This is a genomic window from Micromonospora sp. IBHARD004, from assembly GCF_052814115.1.
The window spans coordinates 2,404,651-2,424,192 of the sequence record NZ_CP199934.1 but is presented as its reverse complement, the minus strand read 5'-3'; the positions used below and the strand labels follow the sequence as shown (position 1 = coordinate 2,424,192).

The following is a 19,542-nucleotide window of genomic DNA, read 5'->3' as shown; positions in this document are numbered from 1 at the left end:
AACCTGGCCAATCAACGAGGCGGTGACCAGCGCTAGGACAGGTTGGGGTGGACGGTCGCGGCTCTAATCGTCCGGATCAAGTTGGCCAAATCTCGGAGGTCGCGATGCCGATCGCCCCGGATCGCCATCCGTCGTCCACTCGCGCCAGGCGGCGGTCAACGAACGGCTGTGGTCGTGGGTCGAGCCGCGCCGCTGCCGCGCTCCGCTTGTTCCGGATCTCAGTGCGCCACTTCGTCTCTGGGGCGGGGGACGACCGAATGGTCGTTGGAGTCGAGGTCGCCGTTACCGCACACCCCGCCTGGGCCGCGGGCGGGATCCTCGCGGCGGCGGTTCTCTGTCTGTCATGCACACACTGCTGCTGGCCTGGAAGCCGCAGGACGCCTTACGGGCTCCCGCGCCCGCCTTAGGGCCCGCTGAGCGGGCCCTTCGTGCATTCCGGGTCCGGCTGGTGGTCATGGCCCGGCCCAATGGATAGCCTGTCCTCCTCGTACAGCGGCGGGGGTCGGTGTTGCCGGTCGACACGTCGGTTGCTGGTTGGGATGCAGCTGCTGCAACCCACATCGCCCGATACTCACGGCAGCGATCTCATGGCTGTCGTTGATATGTTCGCCGCTTGAGTCGCGGAAACGACGGTCTCTCGCGACATCCGGCAGCGGAGCGAGCCGAAGCGGTGGATGCCTACCGTGAGTCGTAGCGGGCAACTCAACCGCGGCCTCAGCGACCTACAGTGGCGCACGGCTCACGGACTAGTGCGCTGACCAAGAACGTTCACCGGGTTGAGCGTCAGGCGGCCTTGGCTCGTGGCCGGCCCCATCGTTTCCCGAAACGAGACCAGCCGCCCCAGAAGTTGTGGATGCTTGGGTGATGCTTTCCAAGGTCCGTCAATGGCGCGTGGTGCGCCTGGCCGTACGCCGCGTGGGTGTGCACCGAGTAACGGCCGTCGCCGGGTTGGTGCAGGCCCCGCTCCTGGCGATCCTCGCGCTGGTCCTGCGCCGACTTCCGCGCAACGACCGGCTGGTCGTCATGGGTTCGCCGCTCGACCGCTTCGCCGACAACGCCGCTTACCTGTACGTGTATTTGTCGGAACACGTGCCCGACCGTCAGGTCGTCTGGGTGAGCGGCTCAATCGATGTGGTCCGTCGACTGCGCTCCCACGGCTACCGGGCGGAGACGCGCTGGTCCCGCGGGGGGATCATGGCGGCGTTGCGTGCCGGCACGTTCGTCTACTCTGGGTACTGCTCGGACATCAACCGCTGGCTGTGGCCGGGCGCCACTACCGTCTCGTTGTGGCACGGCCTCCCCATCAAGCGGGTGGAGGGCGCCATCGGAAGGGACGACCGGAAGGTGGGTGGACTGTTGCACAGGCTCGCCCAGGCAGCACGGGAGAGACCCCCCGACTTCCTGCTCGCTCCGAGCGAGTTCGTCACCCGGTGCTTCTCCCCCGCGTTCGGTGTACCGCCGGAGCGCTGCTGGCAGCTCGGTTACCCGCGCAACGACCACCTGCTCGCCGACCCGGCGAAGCCTCCTGCCGCCCTGGTGTGGCACGAACGCGAATGGGCACGGCTGAGCTCGGCCCGCCCGGTCGTCGGCCTGTTCCTCACCTGGCGCGACGGTCGCGTGAACGACACGGACTCCGAGCTCGTGCAGCAACTTGCCGAGGTGTGCTCGGCGCATGGCGGCGTCCTGGCCTACAAGGCCCACTACAACGTGGCAGCCGCCGAGGTCCGGTCCCCGATGTGCGTGACAATTCCCGCCGACGCCGATCTGCATGCCTATCTCGGCCTGTGCGACGTTCTCGTCACGGACTACTCGTCGATCGCCCTCGACTTCCTGCTCATCCGGCGACCGGTGGTCTACTTCATGCCGGACCTCGAGCACTATGCCGCGACGCGTGGCTTCGAGGTCGACCCCCTCGAGCTGCCCGGCGTGGTCACGCGCGACAGGGAGACGCTCATGGCGTCGCTCGACCGCATCCTGGCGGATCCCGGCGCGCTCCCGTGGCAGCCCTTGTACGACCGATTCCTGCAGCAGATGTGGGGCTCGTACACCGGCCACGCGTCGGAGACGCTTGCTGTGGCACTCGCAGCGCCCGAGGCGGTGGGCGCGCCGGGGGCAGGGATGGTCAGTAGAGGCGCGGCCAACCCGGCGCACTGACTTCGGCCAGTACCCGGGAGAAGTGCCGCCGCAGCAACTGCTGGCGGGCACGCGCGAGGCGCGGCGTCCGCTGCGCGATATCGGTGTGCCGGGTTGACCAACGCGACGCGACGCTGGCAAGCATGAGTGGCCGCAGGGCCACCGGCAAGGGTCGATCCCCGTAGTAGGCCGTTAGGAAGGTTGTGGCGGCCTCGCGGCGCAGCCTTTGGACGAGCGGCAGGTCCGCTCCCACAACGAAGAACGGCGCGTCGAACAGCATCAGCAGGAACCGGACCACGTCGCGCTCGGCCCAGTCCTTCTCTGCGAGGTCGGGCTCCAGGCAGCACAGCCCGGACGGGGCCAGCACGACGTTCTCGGGAGCGAAGTCCCCGTGCAGCACGACCTTTAAGCCTCTCGTGCTGCCTTTCTGCGGGAGGGCGTCCTCGAACCATTCCCGCCGGATCGGGAGGCCTGCGGCTCGGAGGACCTCGGGGCCACGGGAGCTCGCACCGCGGTAGAGCTTGGACGAGTCCACGACGTCCTCTACAGCCGGTTCGAGGGAGTGCAATGCCCGAAGCACCTGCGCCGCCCCCTTCACGCCCTGTAGCAGCGGATCCCGATGTGCCAGGAGACCGGGCCGGATAAGTGCCGTCACGGTCGGTCCCGGTACATACTCCATGATGTAGGCCGCGATCTCCGGCACGGAGGCGACGGGGCGAGGGACCGATACCCCATTGCGGCGCTCCTCGAAATGGGTGTACAGCCTGTGCAGCGCCTGGAACTGGTCCTCCGCTGACAACGGTGAGGCAAGGTCGTTCTGCTGGCTGTCGCTCTTCGGCTGCTTGACAACCCAACGGCACCTCTGGCCGTCACCAGCGAGGCCGAGAAAGTACAGCGACGAGCGTCGACGCGACGGGCCCCTTCGCACGATCGTGACACGCTCCAGGTCGCCGGGGGGCAGTTCGTGCGCCAGAGCCGGCTTCACATGCTCAAGAATGAGGCTTTCAGCGTCCATCGAGCACCGTTCTGACGTGTGACACGACGGTCTTCCCGATGACGTCCGGATCCTGTTTGGCGTCCAACGTCACCACCTGCGTCGGCCCGGTGGTCAGTACGTCGTAGAGGCGCGCCTGTTGGGACAGCTGCTCGACGGACCACTGCTCCGGCTTCCGCTCGTAGGCCACCGCGGGGTCCACCCGCAGCAGGAACTCGACGTCCGGGGCGGGAGCGAGGCGTCCGACGATGCGGGCGAGCCAGCGCCCCGGAACGTCGGAGTACCAGAACTGCAGCTTCACGATCGTGTCCAGCCGGTACCTGTCGAGCACGAGCACGTCAGCGGAGCTGGCATACGCCCGCCGCCGCAGGCTCAGGCCGGCCGAGACGGCGGCCAACGTGCCGACCACCCGCCACGGCAGGGACCGCGAAGCGTTGCCAGCCAGTCCCGCCCCCGGGTCATGGACGCCCTCTATTTTGTCGCCGTATCGAGACGTGGCGCGGTCGGACGCCTCGGCGGACCTGCGCCGCCGGGGGCCGAGCCGGCTGCGGAAGTCAGCCGGCAGCCGGTTGAGCAGCGACTCCGGCCAGATCCTGAACGGTATCCACAGCACCTCGACGGAGCGGTCCTGCTGCAGGGCGGCTACCAACGCCTCGATCTGACGCGTCTTGCCAGCACCGTCCAGACCGGAGAAGGAGATCCTCACCTGCCGGGAGCGAGACGCTTCCGCCAGCCGTCCTGTCGTCCTCGTCCTGGCGACAACCGCCATCACGTCCCCCTCTTCGTGCGGACCGCCCACTCGTCGGCGGTGTGTTTCGATCTGGCCGACGAGGAGCTCTGTTCTTTCCCTGGTCGCCGGCAGTGGCGTCGCCGGTACATCGGCGACGAGGACGTGCTCAGCTCCGCCCATGTCGCGGCGGTCATCTCACGCTGCGACGGAGATGTCACGCAGACCCGCTCCAAACCCGCGCGGGTCAGCCGGTTCCATGCGCCTGCGGCCCAGCGGTACCTCGCCTGCCGCAGCGCGCAGACGAGGCGCTCATGCAGTCCGTCGTCGACCAGGAGGTCCACCTCGCACAGCGCGGGCCGCCGGCGCAGCCCGAGGACGAGGACATCCACCGCCGTCTCCTCCACGACGCGTAGGACACGCGGGCTGGCGCCGAGTCCGGCACGGCGCCACACCACTGGGTAGGCCGCAGCGGCCATCGAGCGCGCCCACTGCCGTGGTTTTTGCACGGTCGCGGCCGGCAGGCGGGACATGCCCTTCGCCCGCGGGGCGGGGTCCACGTGCGCCGACGACGGGGATGCCGCCCCGGCCCGGGCCAGCATGGCCCGTCCCAGCGCGACGAGGGACGGCCAGTCTCCCGCTCGGGCGCGTTCCACCGCCCGGTCACCGGTCCATTCCGGCGGGCACAGGCTCTCGAAGAATTCCTGACCGGGGCTCGGCGTGACGACCACGGGCGCGGCGGCGGCGAGCTCGGCCCGGCGACGGTCGTTGACCGCCTGCTTGTCGAGCAGACAGTGCAGCAGCACCGTCCAGAACAGGTCCGTGGGATCGAGGACGTGAACCCGTCCATCGTGCACCCGCCGTTCGAGGAGCGGTCCTTCCAGCCCCGAGCGGAACCTCAGCTCCCGGTGGTAGATCAGCTCCACCACGATGTCCAGCTTGAGGCCGTGCCTCGACCTCCGGTCACCGATGACGTAGAACCGGTGCCACGGGTGCAGTGCCCGGGGCAGGGCGACACCGCCGAGCGCGAAGATGACCTCCTCGGCGCGCGCGAGGTCGGCCCCGGCGACGAGCAGGTCCACGTCCCGGCCGGCCAGGTCGAGGGTCGATCGTCCGCGCAGCAGGGCCCAGCTCACCCCGGTGCTGTCGAACCCGTCGAACACGTCGTCCAGCGCCGTGGCCGCGCCGCACTTCCCGTTTCCGGTCATGTCGTTCCCGGTCATGTCGTCTCCGGCAGGAGGGCCGGCCGGCGCCGCCACACCTGCGCCAGCGCGCAGGCGCCACCGGCCAGCTGGGCGATGAGCCAGGCCACGGCCATGCCGTTGGCGCCGACTCGCGGAGTGAGCAGGAAGGACAGCCCGAGAGCCAGCACGGCGTTCTGCGCCCGCAGCCAGACGATCACCCACATCCTGCGATGCGCTCGCGACTCGGCGATCGCGAAAGTGACGAGGCAGCGCGGCACACTGGCGAGGAGCAGGATCTGCAGCGTCGACGCGCCTTCCGCGCTGTACTGTGCCCCGTACAGGTGCAGGATCAGCGGCGCGGCCAGGAGGCCTAGCCCGCTGACGAGCGCGACGAGCGGGACGGCCCGACGGAAGATCGTTCGCCGGAGCGCGCGCGGATCCTCGCCGTACGACGTCTCCACGGTGAGCGCCGTGCCGACGTTGGTGGCCAGCAGGTCCATGGTCGAGCTGGTCAGCCACGCCACCGCGAACACCGAGGCGGCGACGGGCTCGAGGAGCTCCAGCGCGATAACCGGGAGGAAGAACGTGGACGAGACCTGGAAGAGGTACCCGACGTAGTCCAGTCCCAGCCTCCGCAGTGGCTCACGGGGGCCGTTCCCGAGAGCCGCCGAGCTGCCCTGGTTCCTCCCACGCAGGAAGATCAGGCCCGAGACCACGGGCACCATCACCAGCATCGGGATCAGCCAGCTGGCGAAGATTCCCATCGCGGGAAAGACCCCGGACAGTGTCACGACCAGCACGATCTTGAGGAATCCGAAGGAGGTGTTCTCGACCGGGATCAGCTTTCCCCACCGGAGCGAGACCAGGGCGGCGTCCTGCAGCGCGAAGAGATTGAACAGCAGCACCGCGACGGCCAGGACCACGATGGTGCCCGCGGAGTGGAGGACCTCCGACAGTTGGCTCAGGTGCGGGAGCACGGCCAGGAGGAACACGCTCAGCACCACCACTGAGAACGCCGTGACGGCGCCGTAGACGTAGAGCAGGATCCGTCGGGCCCTCGACCCCGCCCTGGGCACGAGCACGGCCAGGCTCGGCCCCATGTTGAGCTGCGAGATCCCGGACAGCGTGGTCATGGCGGCGATCAGCGCGGTGTTCGTCCCCACCGTGGCCCGGTCGTAGAGCCGAGCCGCGAGCACCCAGTAGGCCACACCGAGCAACCCGTTGGATCCGGTGTTCAGGATCAGTGGCCAGGCGCTCCGGCTGAGCGGGTCGCGGACGACGTGAGCAGCTCGCTGACGCAGTCGCGCAGGTGAGAGCATCTGCTGGCCAGTCATCGGCTGGCCCTCCACCGGCTGCCGCTCACTGGGCCTTCAGGGCAACGAGCCAACCAGCCCACGCCCGCTCACTTGAGAACTGCCAGGTCCTGTCGCCCGTCGCTCCGGCGCTGGACTGCACGGCGTCGTCGTACTCCTGCCGCTTCCCGCCGATGTCCCACGCCTGCGACATCCCGGACGGCCCGGTGATGGTAACCGTCGTCGATCCTGAGTTGATGCCCATGCAGCCCACCAGCATCGCGTTGGCCGTCGTCGTCGTGATGCCGGGCACCGTGCCTGAGGACGACGAGGCGCCGGACGCCTTCGACGCCGCGACGTCCAGGCCGGAGGCACCCGTGTACCGGGCGATACCGCCGCCGCTGGTCACGCTGGAGCTGAAGCCCCAGCGGTAGCTGGACGGCTCGGAGGCGCCCGCCACCTTGTAGTAGCCGTACACGTGGGGGTTGGGCACTCCGGTCGCCGCCGCGATGGACGTCCACCCGGCCGGCACACTGGTGACGCTGCCGCCGTTGATCGCGAGGCAGGACACCAGCAGGTCACCGCTGGAGACCGCCGTCGGCGCTGTGATCGTCAGACCCGTGTCGGCCGTGGTGGCGGCGCTCGTGCTCGTCCCGGCGCGGACGATCCCCGCCGACGCCTGGCTCACTGTGATGATCGTGGTCGCGGCCGGGCTCGAGCCGGCGCTGTTCGACGCCACGAGCGTGACGGTGTACGTGCCCGCCGAGTCGTACGTCGCCATCGGGTTCTGCTGGGTAGAGGTGGTGCCGTTGCCAAAGTTCCACGACCACGAGGTCGGGCTGTTGGTGGACGTGTCGGTGAACTGAACACTCAACGGCGCGGTGCCCGACGTCGGTGACGCGGTGAAGCTCGCGGTCGGGACCGCCAGGGCCAGGTCGGCGTGCCAGTAGCGGGCGGTCGACATGTTGCTGGCCAGCACAACCAGGCCGGTGCGGCTGTTGACGCTCTGTTTGGACGAGGTGGGGTTGTTCATGTTCGCCGACGCCGCGTCACGGATGACCGGGGTGCCCCGGCCAGGGGAGAAGACCGGGTTGTCGATCGGAGCCACCTTCTCGTAGATCGTCCCCGGAGCTCCCGAATACGGACACCCAGAGCTCGTGGGCGCGGTGGCAAACACGTAAACCTTCGCGTTCTCATCGTCGAGCATCACCACCGGACGGGTGTGGCAGTCGGCGAGCGTGCCGACCGTAGTGCTGGACCACGAGGCGGTCCCCGGCTTGAAGACGAGGAGGTTGATCTGTGGGTCCGACGGCGAGGACCCCGGCAGCTCGTCCAGGCTGGTCTTCACCGTCGCGAAGACCCGCCCTGCCTGGTCCGCCTGGATCGCCTTCAGGTTGAGGTGGTCGTCCGCCTGCTTCGGACCGCGTACCACAACACTGCCGTGCCACTTCGTCGCGGGTTCACCGTCGTTGTGGACCGCCCAGTACATCGTGTCGTCGAGGTGGTTGCTCCACATCACGCCGATCTTGCTGCGCTTGAACGCGACGACGGCTGATATGTCGTCGGGTGCCACGCTCGTGCCGGGCACCGGAAGCACCATGGGGGTCCCCCACACGCTGTCACTGCCCTGCGAGGAGTTGACGTAGACCTGGCTCGTGTAGCCGCTCGTCGGTGAGCCGCTCACCTGCGTCCAGGTGGCCCACAGCTTGCCCGTGGAGTCCTTGTCGAGGGTGAGCGACTCGCTGGAGTAGTTGTTGATTTCCACCGGATAGCCGCTGTCGAGCGAGTAGCTCTTGTTGGAGGAGTCGTACGAGTAGCGGTACAGGCGGGCCGGACGGCCGCTCACCGACTTCTTGATGGAGCTGTCGCTGCTCACCGTCGCCCACTGCGAGGCGATGTAGAGCTTCTGGCCGTCCCAGAGCGCGTCGGACAGCGTCTGGGGGCGGTCGTCAATGGGCGTGCCGGTGTCGACCGCATTCCCGGTCGACCGGTCCAGCCGGAATATGTGCCAGGTCTTGCTGACCGTGTCGAACATGGTGGCCCACCAGAGCCCGTCGTTGTACCACAGTTTGCTCTGCGGTTTGTCCGATGTCGGCGGATTCGACACGCCGCTGAAGCTCTGGTCCAGGTAACCGATGTCACCCGTTGTGGCCCGGGCGGGCAGCGCCGCCAGCAGGGCAGACGAACTCACGGCCAGCACGACTGCCGCAATGGTGCCGAGAATCTGTCTTGGCAGTCGCCTGTCGTGCCGCATGACCGTCCCTATCCCACTCGGCGGTACGAGCCCTCCTCCGTGCTACCTCTGTCACGCTATGCGTTCCCGAATCCTTATGGCACCGTACCCGGTAAAGATACACACACGTCCACCCAAAGGTGACTGGGTGGGTCATACTGTGACGAACCGCTAAGGGGTGGCGGCATCCTCTGACTACAGTGGCCGTCCATGAACCACCAGGAAAGCGAGGGGGCCGATGCCGTCCGACGGTCGCGTTGGGACGAAGTCGCTCCCGGATGGCTTCATTCTCGAGCTGATCCAGCGAGGGCGTCGCGCCGATCGGACTAGGACCATACCGGGGAAGGCTCAGCCGTCATGGGCGTTGCCTCCTCCGCGGGTGATGACGACGCGGCTGGCCTCGTGGTTCGGTGGGGCAGGGCCGTTACTCTTCCCCATCCTGGTCGTCATCGTCGGGTGCGTCGCGGCCAGCCGGGGTGACCAGGGGGCGATCCGGACGTGGGGACTGGTCCAGGCCCTCCCCTGGCTCTACTTCCTGAGCGTCGCCCTGCTCACCGGCTCCTTCTTCCTGGAGCTCTTCGGGCATCGGCGGGAGATGCGGCAGTTCCCGCTGGCGGTCCACCTGGTCGGCCTGGTCGTGCTGCTGCACGGAGCACCGGCGTTCCTGGAGCAGGAACCGCGGTTTGCCACCGCCTGGCTCCACGCAGGTTTCACCGGCCAGATCCTGGAGCACCAGGTCAGCCCGGGCGGCGTCGACGCCCGGTTCAACTGGCCCGGGTTCTTCTCAGCGGCCGCGGCGGTGACGGGCTCCGGAGGCCTGGACAGCGCAATCCCGTTGCTGCGCTGGGCGCCGATCTTCATCGTGCTGCTCTACCTCCCACCGATCTACGTGATTGGCCGGCAGTTGACCGGCTCGAGAACCGCCACCTGGCTCGGACTCTGGTTCTTCGTGCTGGTCAACTGGGTGGGCCAGGACTACTTCGCGCCGCAGAGCCTCGGGTTCGTGCTCTACCTCATGGCCGTCGCTTTGATCATCGCCTTCTTCCGGCAGCCGAGCCGGGCCTCCTCCGTCAGTCGTAACCGGTTGCCCTGGGACGGGCTGCCCGACGTCGAGGCTGGACCGGGCACACGGCTCGCCGTCGCCGTCCTGCTGCTCCTCCTGACGGGTGCCATCGCCGTAAGCCACCAGCTGTCGCCGATCATGCTGGTGCTCGTCTCCGCAGCACTCGTCCTCGTCGGACGCTTCAGACTCGCTCTCTTCCCCGTGATCGCGCTGGTAATGGTGCTCGGATGGATCAGCGTCGGCACCACGGCCTACTGGGTAGGCCACCTCCACACGCTCTTCGGCGGCTTTGGCAACGTGCAGGAGGTCGTCTCCAATTCGGTGGGGGAACGTATCGGTGGATCGCCCGCCCATCTCGCTGTCGTCAAGCTCCGCCTGGCGTTCACCGCGCTGGTGTGGTCGGCGATGGGGGCGTCGACGCTCCGGCTATGGATCCGCAAACGACCCCCGATAACCCTGTTCACGCTTGTCGTCGTCCCGTTCCTCACGCTGGCCCAGGACTACGGCAACGAGGGTGTGCTGCGCATCTTTCTCTTTTCCGCACCGTTCGCCTGCCTGGTCATCGGCCAGGCGGTGCTCGGCATGCTCCGGATGCGGTGGGTCCGGCCAGCCGTCATCGCCGCGGCTCTGCTGTCGGTCCCGCTCTTCCTGACTACGCGGTACGGCAACGAGTCGTTCGAACAGGTGCGCTCCGACGAGGTGGCCGCCATCCGGGCGCTGTACCGATTGGCACCACCGGACTCGGACCTGATCAGCCTCACATCCCAGGTGCCGTGGCGGTTCGCCTACGCAACGGAGCACGACTACAGCAGGCCGACGAACGCCGAAGGGTTCCTCGCAGGTGACCGGGAGGCCGTGCGGGGGCCGGTCGGGGGCGAGACGAGACGTACGGGCCGCGCCTACCTGATCGTCACCCGATCACAGGAGATCTACGCCTACGAGTCGCTGGGTCAGCGGGAAAACTGGTTCGACACCGTGCAGCCCCTGCTCACCAGGGAGAACGGCTACCGCCTTCTGTTTCATAACGAGGAAGCATGGATCTACGAGTACGAGTCAACATGGCGCCCATGACCGCGATTCTGCCCAGGCTCCGTCCGACCCAGCTGGTGCTCATCGGCTGGACGTTGCTCAGTTTCCTGCTGGCCCTGCTGCCGACCGGGGTGGGTGGATCCCCACGCGCCGTCAACGCAGTCCTGTTCATGACCCTCGGGCCGGGTTGCGCGATGCTGCTGGTCATCCTGCGCACCCTGCCCGTGGCCGTCGCCGCCGTGGTCGCCATCGGAACCTCCCTGGCCATCCTCGTTCTCAGCAGCCAGGCGCTGCTGATCGTGGGTATGTGGCGCCCCTGGGGGATCACCGGCCTGGTCGCCCTTACCACGACCGCGCTCACCCTGCTGCCGACCCTCCGCGAGGCCAGGGACGCCACATGAGGTCCCTGCTGGTGGACATCCTGACGTCGGCGCCGATGATCGTCGCCCTTGCGACCCTCGCCGTGTCGTCTCTCTTCTACGACCTGGTGCGACGTGAGGTGGTCCTGAAGGCCCCGTCGCCAAGGAGTACGGCACGGTCGTCGAGATGGCGGTGGGTGAAGCACTCGCTGACCCGTTGGTGCCGCACTTGTGGGATCGTGGCGACCGTCCTGTTCTCGGCGCTCGTGGCCCTGCGCTTCATCGCGCTCGGCGCCTGATCCCGGCCCCCTGCCCAGACGCCCCGAGCCGGGCAGCGATCACCGAAGCCGGCCATGAAAGGGCACAAGGAGGACGGCCTCCGCACCCGACTTCATCAGTAGGTAGACACACGCGGTCGGTAGATTCGCGGGCTGACCTGCGAGGACGGCATGCGGGGCCGGCGGAGGCGTGTTCCACGACTCCGGCGGGTGTTTTTCCAGTTCAGGGGCTATTCGGGAGTCTGGATGCCGGTCACCTTTGGTGGCATCGGCACACCGGCGTCGGTGAAGAGTTTCGCCTGGGTGTCGGTGAGGCGGGTGGTCTGCTGCAGGCGGCCGGCGGGGCCTGCGAGGGTGATCTGGTGGATGCGGCCGAGTTCGTTCGGATGGTGCGCCAGGTGGTGCCGGTGCGGCGTTCGGCGACACGGATCAGCAGCAGGGCGAGCCAGCACAGCAGCACTTGGGCGCGTATCCGCTCGTCCAGGCGGTGGTAGACCGGCCGCAAGTACAAGGTCGACTTCATCGTGCGGAAGGAATGCTCGGCCTCGAGGAGGTTCGTGTAGCCGAGCGCGACGTCCTCGGCGGACAGGTCCGGGTCGGAGGTGGCTAGGAGGTACTTGCCGTCGAGCTTGGCCTCGGCGGCGACCTTGGCCCGGTCGATGGACAGCCGCCCGGTGGCGGGGTGCTGCTTGAGCCAGCGCCCGAGCGTGGGGTGGTCGCGCAGGGCGCACTCGGCGGCCCGTGCGGCGATGATCCGCGCGGTGTCCGGGTCTTGTGGAGCGTTGTCCACGACGACGATCTAATAACGGGGGGTAGTCCAGCGCGGCGAGCGAGTCGAGCGCCGCCGTGCAGAGCGGCGAACGTCAGCACGACGGCACGACCACGCTGACCGACGGGTGCTCCGCTGGCCGGCGCGGCGGGCACGCGGGGCCGACGTCGAACTTGCCGTCGGGGCGTGCGTCGCGGCGCTCGAGCGGCGGCAGGCCGTCCTCGCGCAGGTGTTCGTCGACCGCCTCGGCGAGCCGTTCGCGGATCACGCCGGCCAGCCCGGCGGCGGTCAGCCCGCCGGCCGGCAGCGGGACGTCGAACAGCCCCAGCGGTTGCCCGTGCAGCCGGACCAGGACCTGCGCGGCGACGTACCGGTTCCCGTCCGGGCCACCGCCGTCGGGCACCGCGGGCACGCCCTCGGCGAGTTCGACCGCGAGCACCCGTACCGGCTCGGGTGCCGCGCCGCGCCGTGCCCGGTCCGGCCGGCCGGCGACGTGGGAGGCGCGCATCGCCTGCCCGAAGACGTAGCCGGACGCGGTCACCAGCAGCCCGGCCACGATCGCCCCGGCCCGCAGCAGCCCGGTGCGGTCGCCGTCGCGGAGCTGGCGCAGCCCCCGGCGTACCCCCTCCGGCAGCGCGCGGCGGGTGTAGGCCCGCTCAGCGGAGAGCCCGGCGTCGCCGCCGACCAGGCGGGCGACGACCGCCTTGGACCGTCCCTCCGAGAAGCAGCGCCGGCGGAAGTAGCGCCAGGTGGCCCGGTCCGTGGTCACCCGGTGCCGGACAAGCGCCGCGGGCTCATAGAGCACGACCCCCTCCGGGTGCTGCTGCCGGATCCGGATGCACAGCTCGGTCTCCTCGCAGCCCACCGGAGTACGCCCGATCCTGCCCAGCGCGGGATCGAAGCCGTCGGTCCGGGCGAGAACCGCACGGCGGAAGGACATGTTGCAGCCGATGACGTTGCGTACCGGGGAGGCCTCGGTCGGCTGCCCGATGAAGCTGCACCCCACCACCCAGTCGAACTCCGGTGGCAACCAGCGCGGTCGGTCCTCCTGCCACGCCGGCACCGCCCGCCCGCCGACGGCGAGCACCCGCTCGTCGCGGTAGTGCGGCAGCAGCCGGGCCAGCCAATCTGGCTCCGCCTCCGCGTCGTCGTCGAGGAAGGCCACGATCTCCCCGCGTGCCCGCGCCACGCCGGTGTTGCGGGCCGCGGAGAGGCCGCGCGGACCGGCGTTCGGCACGACGGTCAGGTCGGGGAAGGCGTGTCGGGCCCGGTCGAGCAGCGCGGGATTGTGGTCCACGACCACGACGATCTGCGCGGCCGGGACGTCCTGCGCGAGCACCGATCCGATCGCCCGCACGATCTGCGGCCAGCGCTGTTCGGTGTAGACGCAGATCACGACGGTGACGCTCGGCGCCAGCCCGGGGTCGGCCGGCGGCTGCGGGTCGGCGCTGGCGACCGGTTCAGACGTTGACGAGGACGCGGTCGACGTTGCCGCGGAACCACCGTGGGTTGTCATGGTCACCTTCCGAGTCGATGAACAGCAGGATGTGGCGCAGCCAGTACAGGAGCAGGGCCGCCCGCTGCGGGACGGTGTCCAGCCAGGCGGCGACCTCGCGGGCGGGAACGTCGAGCGCCTCGCCGATGCCGCGGCGCAGCGCGCGGACGACGGCCTCGCCGAGTTCCTCGCCGCCGGCCACCCGGCGGGCGAGGACGTGCAGGTGCAGCAGGTCGTGCAGGGGAAGCTGGCCGGGGGGTCGCGCAGTCCCAGTCCACGATCCCGGTCACCCGGGCGCCGAGCGGCGCGGCCAGCAGGTTCCCGGGCCAGAAGTCGCCGTGGATCCAGGAGATGGTGACGGTGTGGCCGACGAGAACGGCGGCGAGTTCCTCGCGCAGCCGCCCCACGGCGTCAAGGAGGCGGGCCGGCCGGGACCGGGTGAGCGCGTACGCCTCCAGCCGCCGCAGCGGGGCGTCCACCCACTCCTTGACCGCAACGCGGTCCAGCAGGGCCTGCTCGCGGGTACGGGCGTGCAGGTCGCGGATCATCCGGGTCGCCGCGCCGAGCAGCGCCGCGCGGTGGGCCCGACGCAGCATCATCGCGCTCGCGGCAATCCGCAGCACCCCGAGCAGCAGAGCGAGTCCCGTGCCCGCCGTCCGCGACCCCACCGTCCCGACGCGATCATGAGTGGACCCCCTCGGCCAGCGCCACCGGGTCGGGCAGCTCGGCGGCGATTGACTGCCAGTGGTGCAGGACCCGGTGGTCGATCGGGTCGACAACCGGCCGCGGCCGCCGCACCGCCCGCTCCCGGATCAGCGTGCGGAGCACCCGCTGGCCGTCGCGGAAGGTGTGCAGGTTCGAGGTCCCGCACCGCCTCGGCAGTTCGGTGCTCGGCACCTCGGCGATGCGCAGGTTCGCCTTCAGGGCGTGCACGACCAGTTCGGTCTCGATCTCGAAGCCGTGCACCGTGAGGGCGAGCTCCGGCAGGCACTCGCGGCGGAACGAGCAGAACCCGTAGCACAGGTCGGTGAAGCGGACGAGGAACATGCTGTTCGTCATCCGGACCAGCATCTGGTTACCGATCCTGCGCAGCGGGGTCAGATCCGTCGATCCGCCGCCGGTCAGGAACCGCGAGCCTTTCACGAAGTCGTACCCGTTTATCAACGGTGTGACGAAGCGGTGGATCTCGCCGGGGTCCATGCTGCCGTCCGCGTCGATCATCACGACGAGGTCGCCGCTCGCCGCGGCGAAGGCGACCCGCGCGGCGTCTCCCTTGCCCCGGCAATGCTGGGTCAGCACCACGATGTCGGGCCGGATGGCGCGCGCGACCTCCACCGTGCGGTCGGACGAGTGCCCGTCGACGAGGATCACCTCGTCCACGATGGACGGCATCCGCTCGAGCACCCAGGCGATGTTCTTCTCCTCGTTGAGCGCGGGGATGACCACGCTCACGGTCTGCCGCCCGGGAACCCCGCTGACGGATTCGGCGCCGGTGCCGTCGGACCATTGCCGCATCCGGAGGAGGCTCAGTGGCGGCTGGCCGTCACGCTCCGGTTGGGTCGTACGGTCCAGTTCCGGCGCGGAGAGCGAGCCGACGGCGGTGCCCACGGCATCGTCGATGTTGCGGGAGGCTGTCACCGGTCCCTCCCCGCGAGAGACACCGCCCGGTTCCTCCACAGCACGAATCTGGTCTCTCGCAGTCCGTGAGCACGCGCACTCGTTCTCATCAAGCCCCTCTTCCCCACTGATGCTCGAAGCGACTCGAGCCGACACGCAAAGAAGGCGCGACCCCAACCGCGCCCGGTCGCGTCCGAATCCGAATCGGACGTTAAGGGTGGGTGAAGGCGTGCATACCCGGCATCGCAAAATCGGGGCCGTTTTGGGGATCTTCACGGAAAAACAGGATATCCGTGGCCACTCCTGCTACCCGATCATTGGAGCGGAAGAAAGCGGAAGAAACCGCCATGGTCACCCGGTCGGCCGTACGACGCCGGCCCGGGTCGCAACGGCGATCCCGGGAGGGCGGTTCGGCGGTAGCCGGATCAGCGGTAGACCGCGCGGTTCGCCGTTTCGATGACAAGCGGCCGAGTGCGTGATCGGCCGGCTCGGTGTACACACCGCCGGGTGGTTCTTTCTGCAGGTGTCCATCGCGGCGGGCGCCGGCGCCGTGCTGGTGGACGCGGCTGGTCATCGAGTCCACGCTCACCGTCCAGCCGATGCCACCCCGAGCGTCGCCACGTGCCTGCAGGTCAGCCAGGATCCGGTCCCAGGTTCCATCGCGCTGCCAGCGGCGGAACAGGCCGTACACCGTCGGCCATGGCCCGTACTCGGGTGGGATGTCGCGCCACGGAGCACCGACCCGGATCCGCCACCGGATGCCGTTGATGAGCTGCCGCTTCTCCCATTTCGGCGGACGGCCCTTACCCGGCGCGGCAGGCAGCAGCGGGGCCAGGACGGCCCATTGCGGCGTCGGTCAGGTCATGCCGCGTCGTCACCGCTACGGTGGCCACGAGGTCTCCGGTATGAAGTTCTGCTTCGTCGCTGAACCACCTACCGGAGACCTCAGTTATCGATCACCGCCACGCCGTGACCTCGACCCCAAGCCCCCGACTTACGAAACACGCCTTAACCAATGCCCTTGCAAGGGTTGCCATCCCGTCCGCGCCCTCGGTGCTGGCGTCGGCTCCTGCCCCTACGAGGCGGGCACGCTTGCCAGGCTTGTTGGCGAAGCCGATCGTGTCCAAGGTCGGTACGCCGATGGACCCGGACCACATCGACCGGACCTGGCACAAGATCCGCGCCGCGAACAACTTCCCGCTGCACCTTGCGCCAGCTCAGTCCTGCTCACACCCTCCACCACCGGCTCACCCAACCCAGGCGTCGAGGCGCAAGCAACGGCCACCGCCGCCTGCGCCACATACCCCGCCGGCGTCAACCCCGCCAGCCGCGCGGCAGCGACAACGTCCTCGTGCTCATCGTCGCCAAACCGCACATACACCCGATGGGGACGACCTGGAACGAATGCTGCCGATGCCAACCCTGCGGATCTCCAACAGCCGTCATCCGGCCGAGCCCCGCGCCCCTTCGGCGCCGTCAGCCCCAACCCCGAACTTCGCCGTCGGCCGAACGCGAAGATCCCACACGATGCACAGCATCCCGGCACCGTACCGACTGGCCACCTTCACGCGGACACTGGCCACCTCTTTGGCCAACTCCCGCGGACTTGGCCAACTTGACGCGGACGGGACAGGACGGCCCCTTTTCTTCCCTGGGCGATGTCAGATCCGTCGATTAGAATGTATGTACTAATCGAGTTCCTGACCTGGGAGGATGCTCGTGACCGCGCCCATCTCCACTCCCCTGACGCCGTACGCCACCCTCCTCGGCTTCACCCGGTACGTGGACCGCACCGGGCCCACCAAGGCCACCTTCGTCGGCGGCCTGCGCAAGCAGCGCGCGAGCCGGCACGGGTTCAACCCACACGGTCAGTTCGTCAAGGCGCTCAAGGCCGACATCGCGTTCCACACCGGCGGCACCCACCTGGCCCAGGTGCCTGACCTGGTCAAGCCCCGCTGGCGCCCGCTCTACCAGGCGCTCGTCCCCGGCGCGACGGCCTGGCTCCAGTCACTCGGCGAGCCGGCCGGCGTCGACCTCGCCCAGACCCGGGACGCCCTGGCGATGCTCGGCGACCTGCCCGTCAAGATCAACCCTCACTTCGGCGTCCGGTACGCCGACGGCCGCGCCGAGGCGGTCCGCCTGCACTTCGACGAGGCGCCGCCCAGCGAGGAGGCGACCCTCGCCACCCTGCACCTGATGGCCCGGCACATGGACGCGGTGCTCCCGCACGCCGAGCCGGTCCTCGTCGACGTCCGCCGCGGCGAGGCCCACCGGATGCCCGAGACGGCCAAGCCCCAGCAGGTCGAGCAGTGGCTGGCCGGCGAGGCCGCCGCGTTCCGTGCCATCTGGTCCACCGCCGCCTGACCCCCCACCACGCCGGCCCACCGCCCGCCCGGACGGATGCACGGAGAAAGGACCCCTCTCTCTCCGTGCATCCACCTGAGCAGACCGGCAGCGGGCGACCGCCGCCGGCTCAGCCGACCCGGTCCGGGGCGAAACGGGCGAGCGGGTTGGCCAGCGTCCCGACGATCAGGCGGCCAGGTGCTTCTCCAGGTCGTCGAGGATCTTGTTGGCGGCGCCGACGCCGATGCCGGTCATCCAGACCTCGTCGGAGACCACGTGGGCCTTGCCCGCCTTCACCGCGGACAGGCCCTGCCAGAGGGTGCCGCCGGTGACCTTGGCCTGCTCGGCGGCGGCCTTCTCGCCGTACGCGGTCACGAAGATGACGTCACCGTCGACCTCGTTGATCCGCTCCGGGCTGACCAGGTCGAAGCGCTTGTCCTCCTTGCCCTCGAGCCGCTGCCGCGCCGGACGGCCCAGGCCGGTGTCGCCCACGACGATGCCGGAGAACGAGTCCGGCCCGTACACCCGGATGTTGCCCGGGATGAACCGCACGATGGAGATCTCCCGCGACGCGGCGTCGCCGAGCTTCGCGCCGAACTCCTTCGCCCGCTTCTCGTACGCGCTCAGCAGGTCCTTGGCCTGCTGCTCGCGGCCCAGGGCCTTGCCGTCGAGGAGCAGGTTCTCCTTCCAGGTGATGCCAACCTTCTCGGTGAAGACGGTCGGGGCGATGGCGCTCAGCTCGTCGTAGAACTTCTCCTGGCGGAACTTGCTGCCCAGGATGAGGTCCGGCTTGAGCGCGGTGATCGCCTCCAGGTCGGGCTCGGTGAGCACCCCGACCTCCTTGATGCCGGCCAGCTTCTCCGCGCCGAAGTAGGTGGGCCAGCTCTTCGCCTCACCGGCGGTGGCGGCGCCGACCGGCGTGACGCCCAGCGAGAGCGCCGTGTCGATCTTGTCGGTGTCGAGCACCACGACCCGCTTCGGGTCCGCCGGGACCTTGGTGGTGCCCATGGCGTGGGTGATCTCCCGGGTCTCCCCGGTGGCGGTGCCTGCGACCGGGTCGCTCTCCCCGCAGGCGGTCAGGCCCACGCCGAGAGCGACGGCCGCGGTGAGGGCGGCGGCGAGACGACGCATCAGATTCCTTTCGAAGGGTACGAGTCGACGGGCGGCAGGTCCGCGTCGGCGACGGAGGGGCGCGCCGCCGGAGCGGTCGGGCGCGCCAGGGAAGGACTGGTGAGGCCGGGCACCACGAGCGGCGCGCCGGTCACCGGGCAGGGCACGACCACGCAGTCGAGCCCGAAGACGTCACGGACCAGGTCCGCGGTGAGGATCTCGCGCGGCGGGCCGGCGGCGACCACCCTGCCCTCGCGCATCGCGATCAGGTGGTCGGCGTACCGGGCGGCCTGGTTGAGGTCGTGCAGCACGGCGACCACGGTCCGGCCGCGTTCGGCGCGCAGCCGGTGCAGCAGGTCCAGCACCTCCACCTGGTGGGCCAGGTCGAGGAAGGTGGTCGGCTCGTCCAGCAGCAGCGCCTCGGTGTCCTGGGCGAGGGTCATCGCGATCCAGACCCGCTGCCGCTGCCCGCCGGAGAGGGTGTCCACCGGGCGGTCGGCGAGTCCGGCCACGTCGGCCTGGGCCATCGCCCGGTCGACGGCGACGGAGTCCTGCTCCGACCACTGCCGCCACCACCGCTGGTACGGCTGCCGGCCCCGGCCGACCAGGTCCGCCACGGTGACCCCCTCGGGCACCAGCGGGCTCTGCGGCAGCACGCCGAGGCGGCGGGCGACCTCGCGGGTGGGCAGCTCGCGGATGGCCGTGCCGTCCAGCAGCACGGTGCCGCGGCGCGGGGTGAGCAGCCGGGCCATGGTCCGCAGCAGGGTGGACTTGCCGCAGGCGTTCGGCCCGACGATGACCGTGAAGGCGTCGGTGGGCAGCTCCACGTCGAGCCCGTCCAGGACGGTCCGCTCGTCGTAGCCGACGGTCAGGTCGCGGGTCGAGAGCATCGCGCCTCGGGTCTCAGGGGTGCGGT

General features: G+C 69.5%; 15 protein-coding genes and 3 pseudogenes. 5 read left to right on the top strand and 13 right to left on the bottom strand.

Annotated features, from left to right (window positions below; translation table 11 throughout):
• The first annotated feature begins 864 nt into the window (after window positions 1-864).
• Window positions 865-2,154 (top strand): CDP-glycerol glycerophosphotransferase family protein, encoded by a 1,290-nt coding sequence (locus ACTWO6_RS11730; RefSeq protein WP_446219656.1) that lies wholly within the window; start codon window positions 865-867, stop codon window positions 2,152-2,154.
• On the opposite strand, the gene ACTWO6_RS11725 is transcribed toward ACTWO6_RS11730, so the two are convergent.
• From ACTWO6_RS11725 to ACTWO6_RS11705, 5 genes are all read right to left on the bottom strand, one after another.
• Window positions 2,123-3,148 (bottom strand): phosphotransferase, encoded by a 1,026-nt coding sequence (locus ACTWO6_RS11725; protein WP_446219655.1) that lies wholly within the window; start codon window positions 3,146-3,148, stop codon window positions 2,123-2,125. The genes ACTWO6_RS11730 and ACTWO6_RS11725 overlap by 32 nt on opposite strands.
• Window positions 3,138-3,833, bottom strand: coding sequence for a hypothetical protein (locus tag ACTWO6_RS11720; RefSeq protein WP_446219654.1), 696 nt, complete (start codon window positions 3,831-3,833; stop codon window positions 3,138-3,140). Before ACTWO6_RS11720 ends, ACTWO6_RS11725 begins: the two co-directional genes overlap by 11 nt.
• A gap of 62 nt (window positions 3,834-3,895) precedes the next feature.
• Window positions 3,896-5,077, bottom strand: coding sequence for a hypothetical protein (locus ACTWO6_RS11715; RefSeq protein WP_446219653.1), 1,182 nt, complete (start codon window positions 5,075-5,077; stop codon window positions 3,896-3,898).
• The gene (locus ACTWO6_RS11710) at window positions 5,074-6,372 is read right to left on the bottom strand and encodes a lipopolysaccharide biosynthesis protein (RefSeq protein WP_446219652.1); all 1,299 of its coding nucleotides are present in this window, start codon (window positions 6,370-6,372) and stop codon (window positions 5,074-5,076) included. Before ACTWO6_RS11710 ends, ACTWO6_RS11715 begins: the two co-directional genes overlap by 4 nt.
• A gap of 25 nt (window positions 6,373-6,397) precedes the next feature.
• On the bottom strand, window positions 6,398-8,521 hold the full coding sequence (locus ACTWO6_RS11705) for a PKD domain-containing protein (protein WP_446219651.1): 2,124 nt from the start codon (window positions 8,519-8,521) through the stop codon (window positions 6,398-6,400).
• Window positions 8,522-8,801: 280 nt separating this feature from the next.
• On the opposite strand from ACTWO6_RS11705, the gene ACTWO6_RS11700 reads away from it, so the two are divergent.
• Genes ACTWO6_RS11700 through ACTWO6_RS11690 form a run of 3 tightly spaced genes read left to right on the top strand, consistent with a single transcriptional unit; the run spans window position 8,802 to window position 11,313 of the window.
• Window positions 8,802-10,697: a hypothetical protein gene (locus tag ACTWO6_RS11700; RefSeq protein WP_446219650.1), complete on the top strand. Its 1,896-nt coding sequence runs from the start codon at window positions 8,802-8,804 to the stop codon at window positions 10,695-10,697.
• The gene (locus ACTWO6_RS11695) at window positions 10,694-11,056 is read left to right on the top strand and encodes a hypothetical protein (protein WP_446219649.1); all 363 of its coding nucleotides are present in this window, start codon (window positions 10,694-10,696) and stop codon (window positions 11,054-11,056) included. The genes ACTWO6_RS11700 and ACTWO6_RS11695 overlap by 4 nt, the downstream gene beginning before the upstream one ends.
• Window positions 11,053-11,313: a hypothetical protein gene (locus tag ACTWO6_RS11690; RefSeq protein WP_446219648.1), complete on the top strand. Its 261-nt coding sequence runs from the start codon at window positions 11,053-11,055 to the stop codon at window positions 11,311-11,313. Before ACTWO6_RS11695 ends, ACTWO6_RS11690 begins: the two co-directional genes overlap by 4 nt.
• 209 nt (window positions 11,314-11,522) lie before the next feature.
• Here ACTWO6_RS11690 and ACTWO6_RS11685 read toward each other — a convergent pair.
• The 6 genes and pseudogenes from ACTWO6_RS11685 to ACTWO6_RS11660 form a co-directional block, all read right to left on the bottom strand.
• Window positions 11,523-12,034, bottom strand: a pseudogene (locus ACTWO6_RS11685) (IS1634 family transposase); the annotation flags it as partial.
• 121 nt (window positions 12,035-12,155) lie between these two features.
• The gene (locus ACTWO6_RS11680; RefSeq protein WP_446220631.1) at window positions 12,156-13,457 is read right to left on the bottom strand and encodes a glycosyltransferase family 2 protein; all 1,302 of its coding nucleotides are present in this window, start codon (window positions 13,455-13,457) and stop codon (window positions 12,156-12,158) included.
• A 64-nt stretch (window positions 13,458-13,521) separates the two neighbouring features.
• Entirely contained in the window at window positions 13,522-13,758 is a 237-nt protein-coding gene (locus ACTWO6_RS11675) for a hypothetical protein (protein WP_446220876.1), read from the bottom strand.
• Between the two features lie 106 nt (window positions 13,759-13,864).
• A pseudogene (locus tag ACTWO6_RS11670) lies at window positions 13,865-14,104 on the bottom strand (phosphotransferase); the annotation flags it as partial.
• 133 nt (window positions 14,105-14,237) lie between these two features.
• A complete protein-coding gene (locus ACTWO6_RS11665) occupies window positions 14,238-15,194 on the bottom strand; it encodes a glycosyltransferase family 2 protein (protein WP_446219647.1) in 957 nt (318 codons plus the stop codon).
• A gap of 442 nt (window positions 15,195-15,636) precedes the next feature.
• Window positions 15,637-16,066: pseudogene (locus tag ACTWO6_RS11660) on the bottom strand (IS5 family transposase); the annotation flags it as partial.
• A gap of 826 nt (window positions 16,067-16,892) precedes the next feature.
• Here ACTWO6_RS11660 and ACTWO6_RS11655 point away from each other — a divergent pair.
• On the top strand, window positions 16,893-17,537 hold the full coding sequence (locus ACTWO6_RS11655) for a hypothetical protein (protein WP_446219646.1): 645 nt from the start codon (window positions 16,893-16,895) through the stop codon (window positions 17,535-17,537).
• Window positions 17,538-17,702: 165 nt separating this feature from the next.
• Here ACTWO6_RS11655 and ACTWO6_RS11650 read toward each other — a convergent pair whose 3' ends face one another.
• On the bottom strand, window positions 17,703-18,647 hold the full coding sequence (locus ACTWO6_RS11650; protein WP_446219645.1) for an ABC transporter substrate-binding protein: 945 nt from the start codon (window positions 18,645-18,647) through the stop codon (window positions 17,703-17,705).
• Complete coding sequence (locus ACTWO6_RS11645; RefSeq protein ID WP_446220630.1) at window positions 18,647-19,516, bottom strand: ABC transporter ATP-binding protein; 870 nt, start codon at window positions 19,514-19,516, stop codon at window positions 18,647-18,649. Before ACTWO6_RS11645 ends, ACTWO6_RS11650 begins: the two co-directional genes overlap by 1 nt.
• Between the last annotated feature and the right edge of the window lie 26 nt (window positions 19,517-19,542).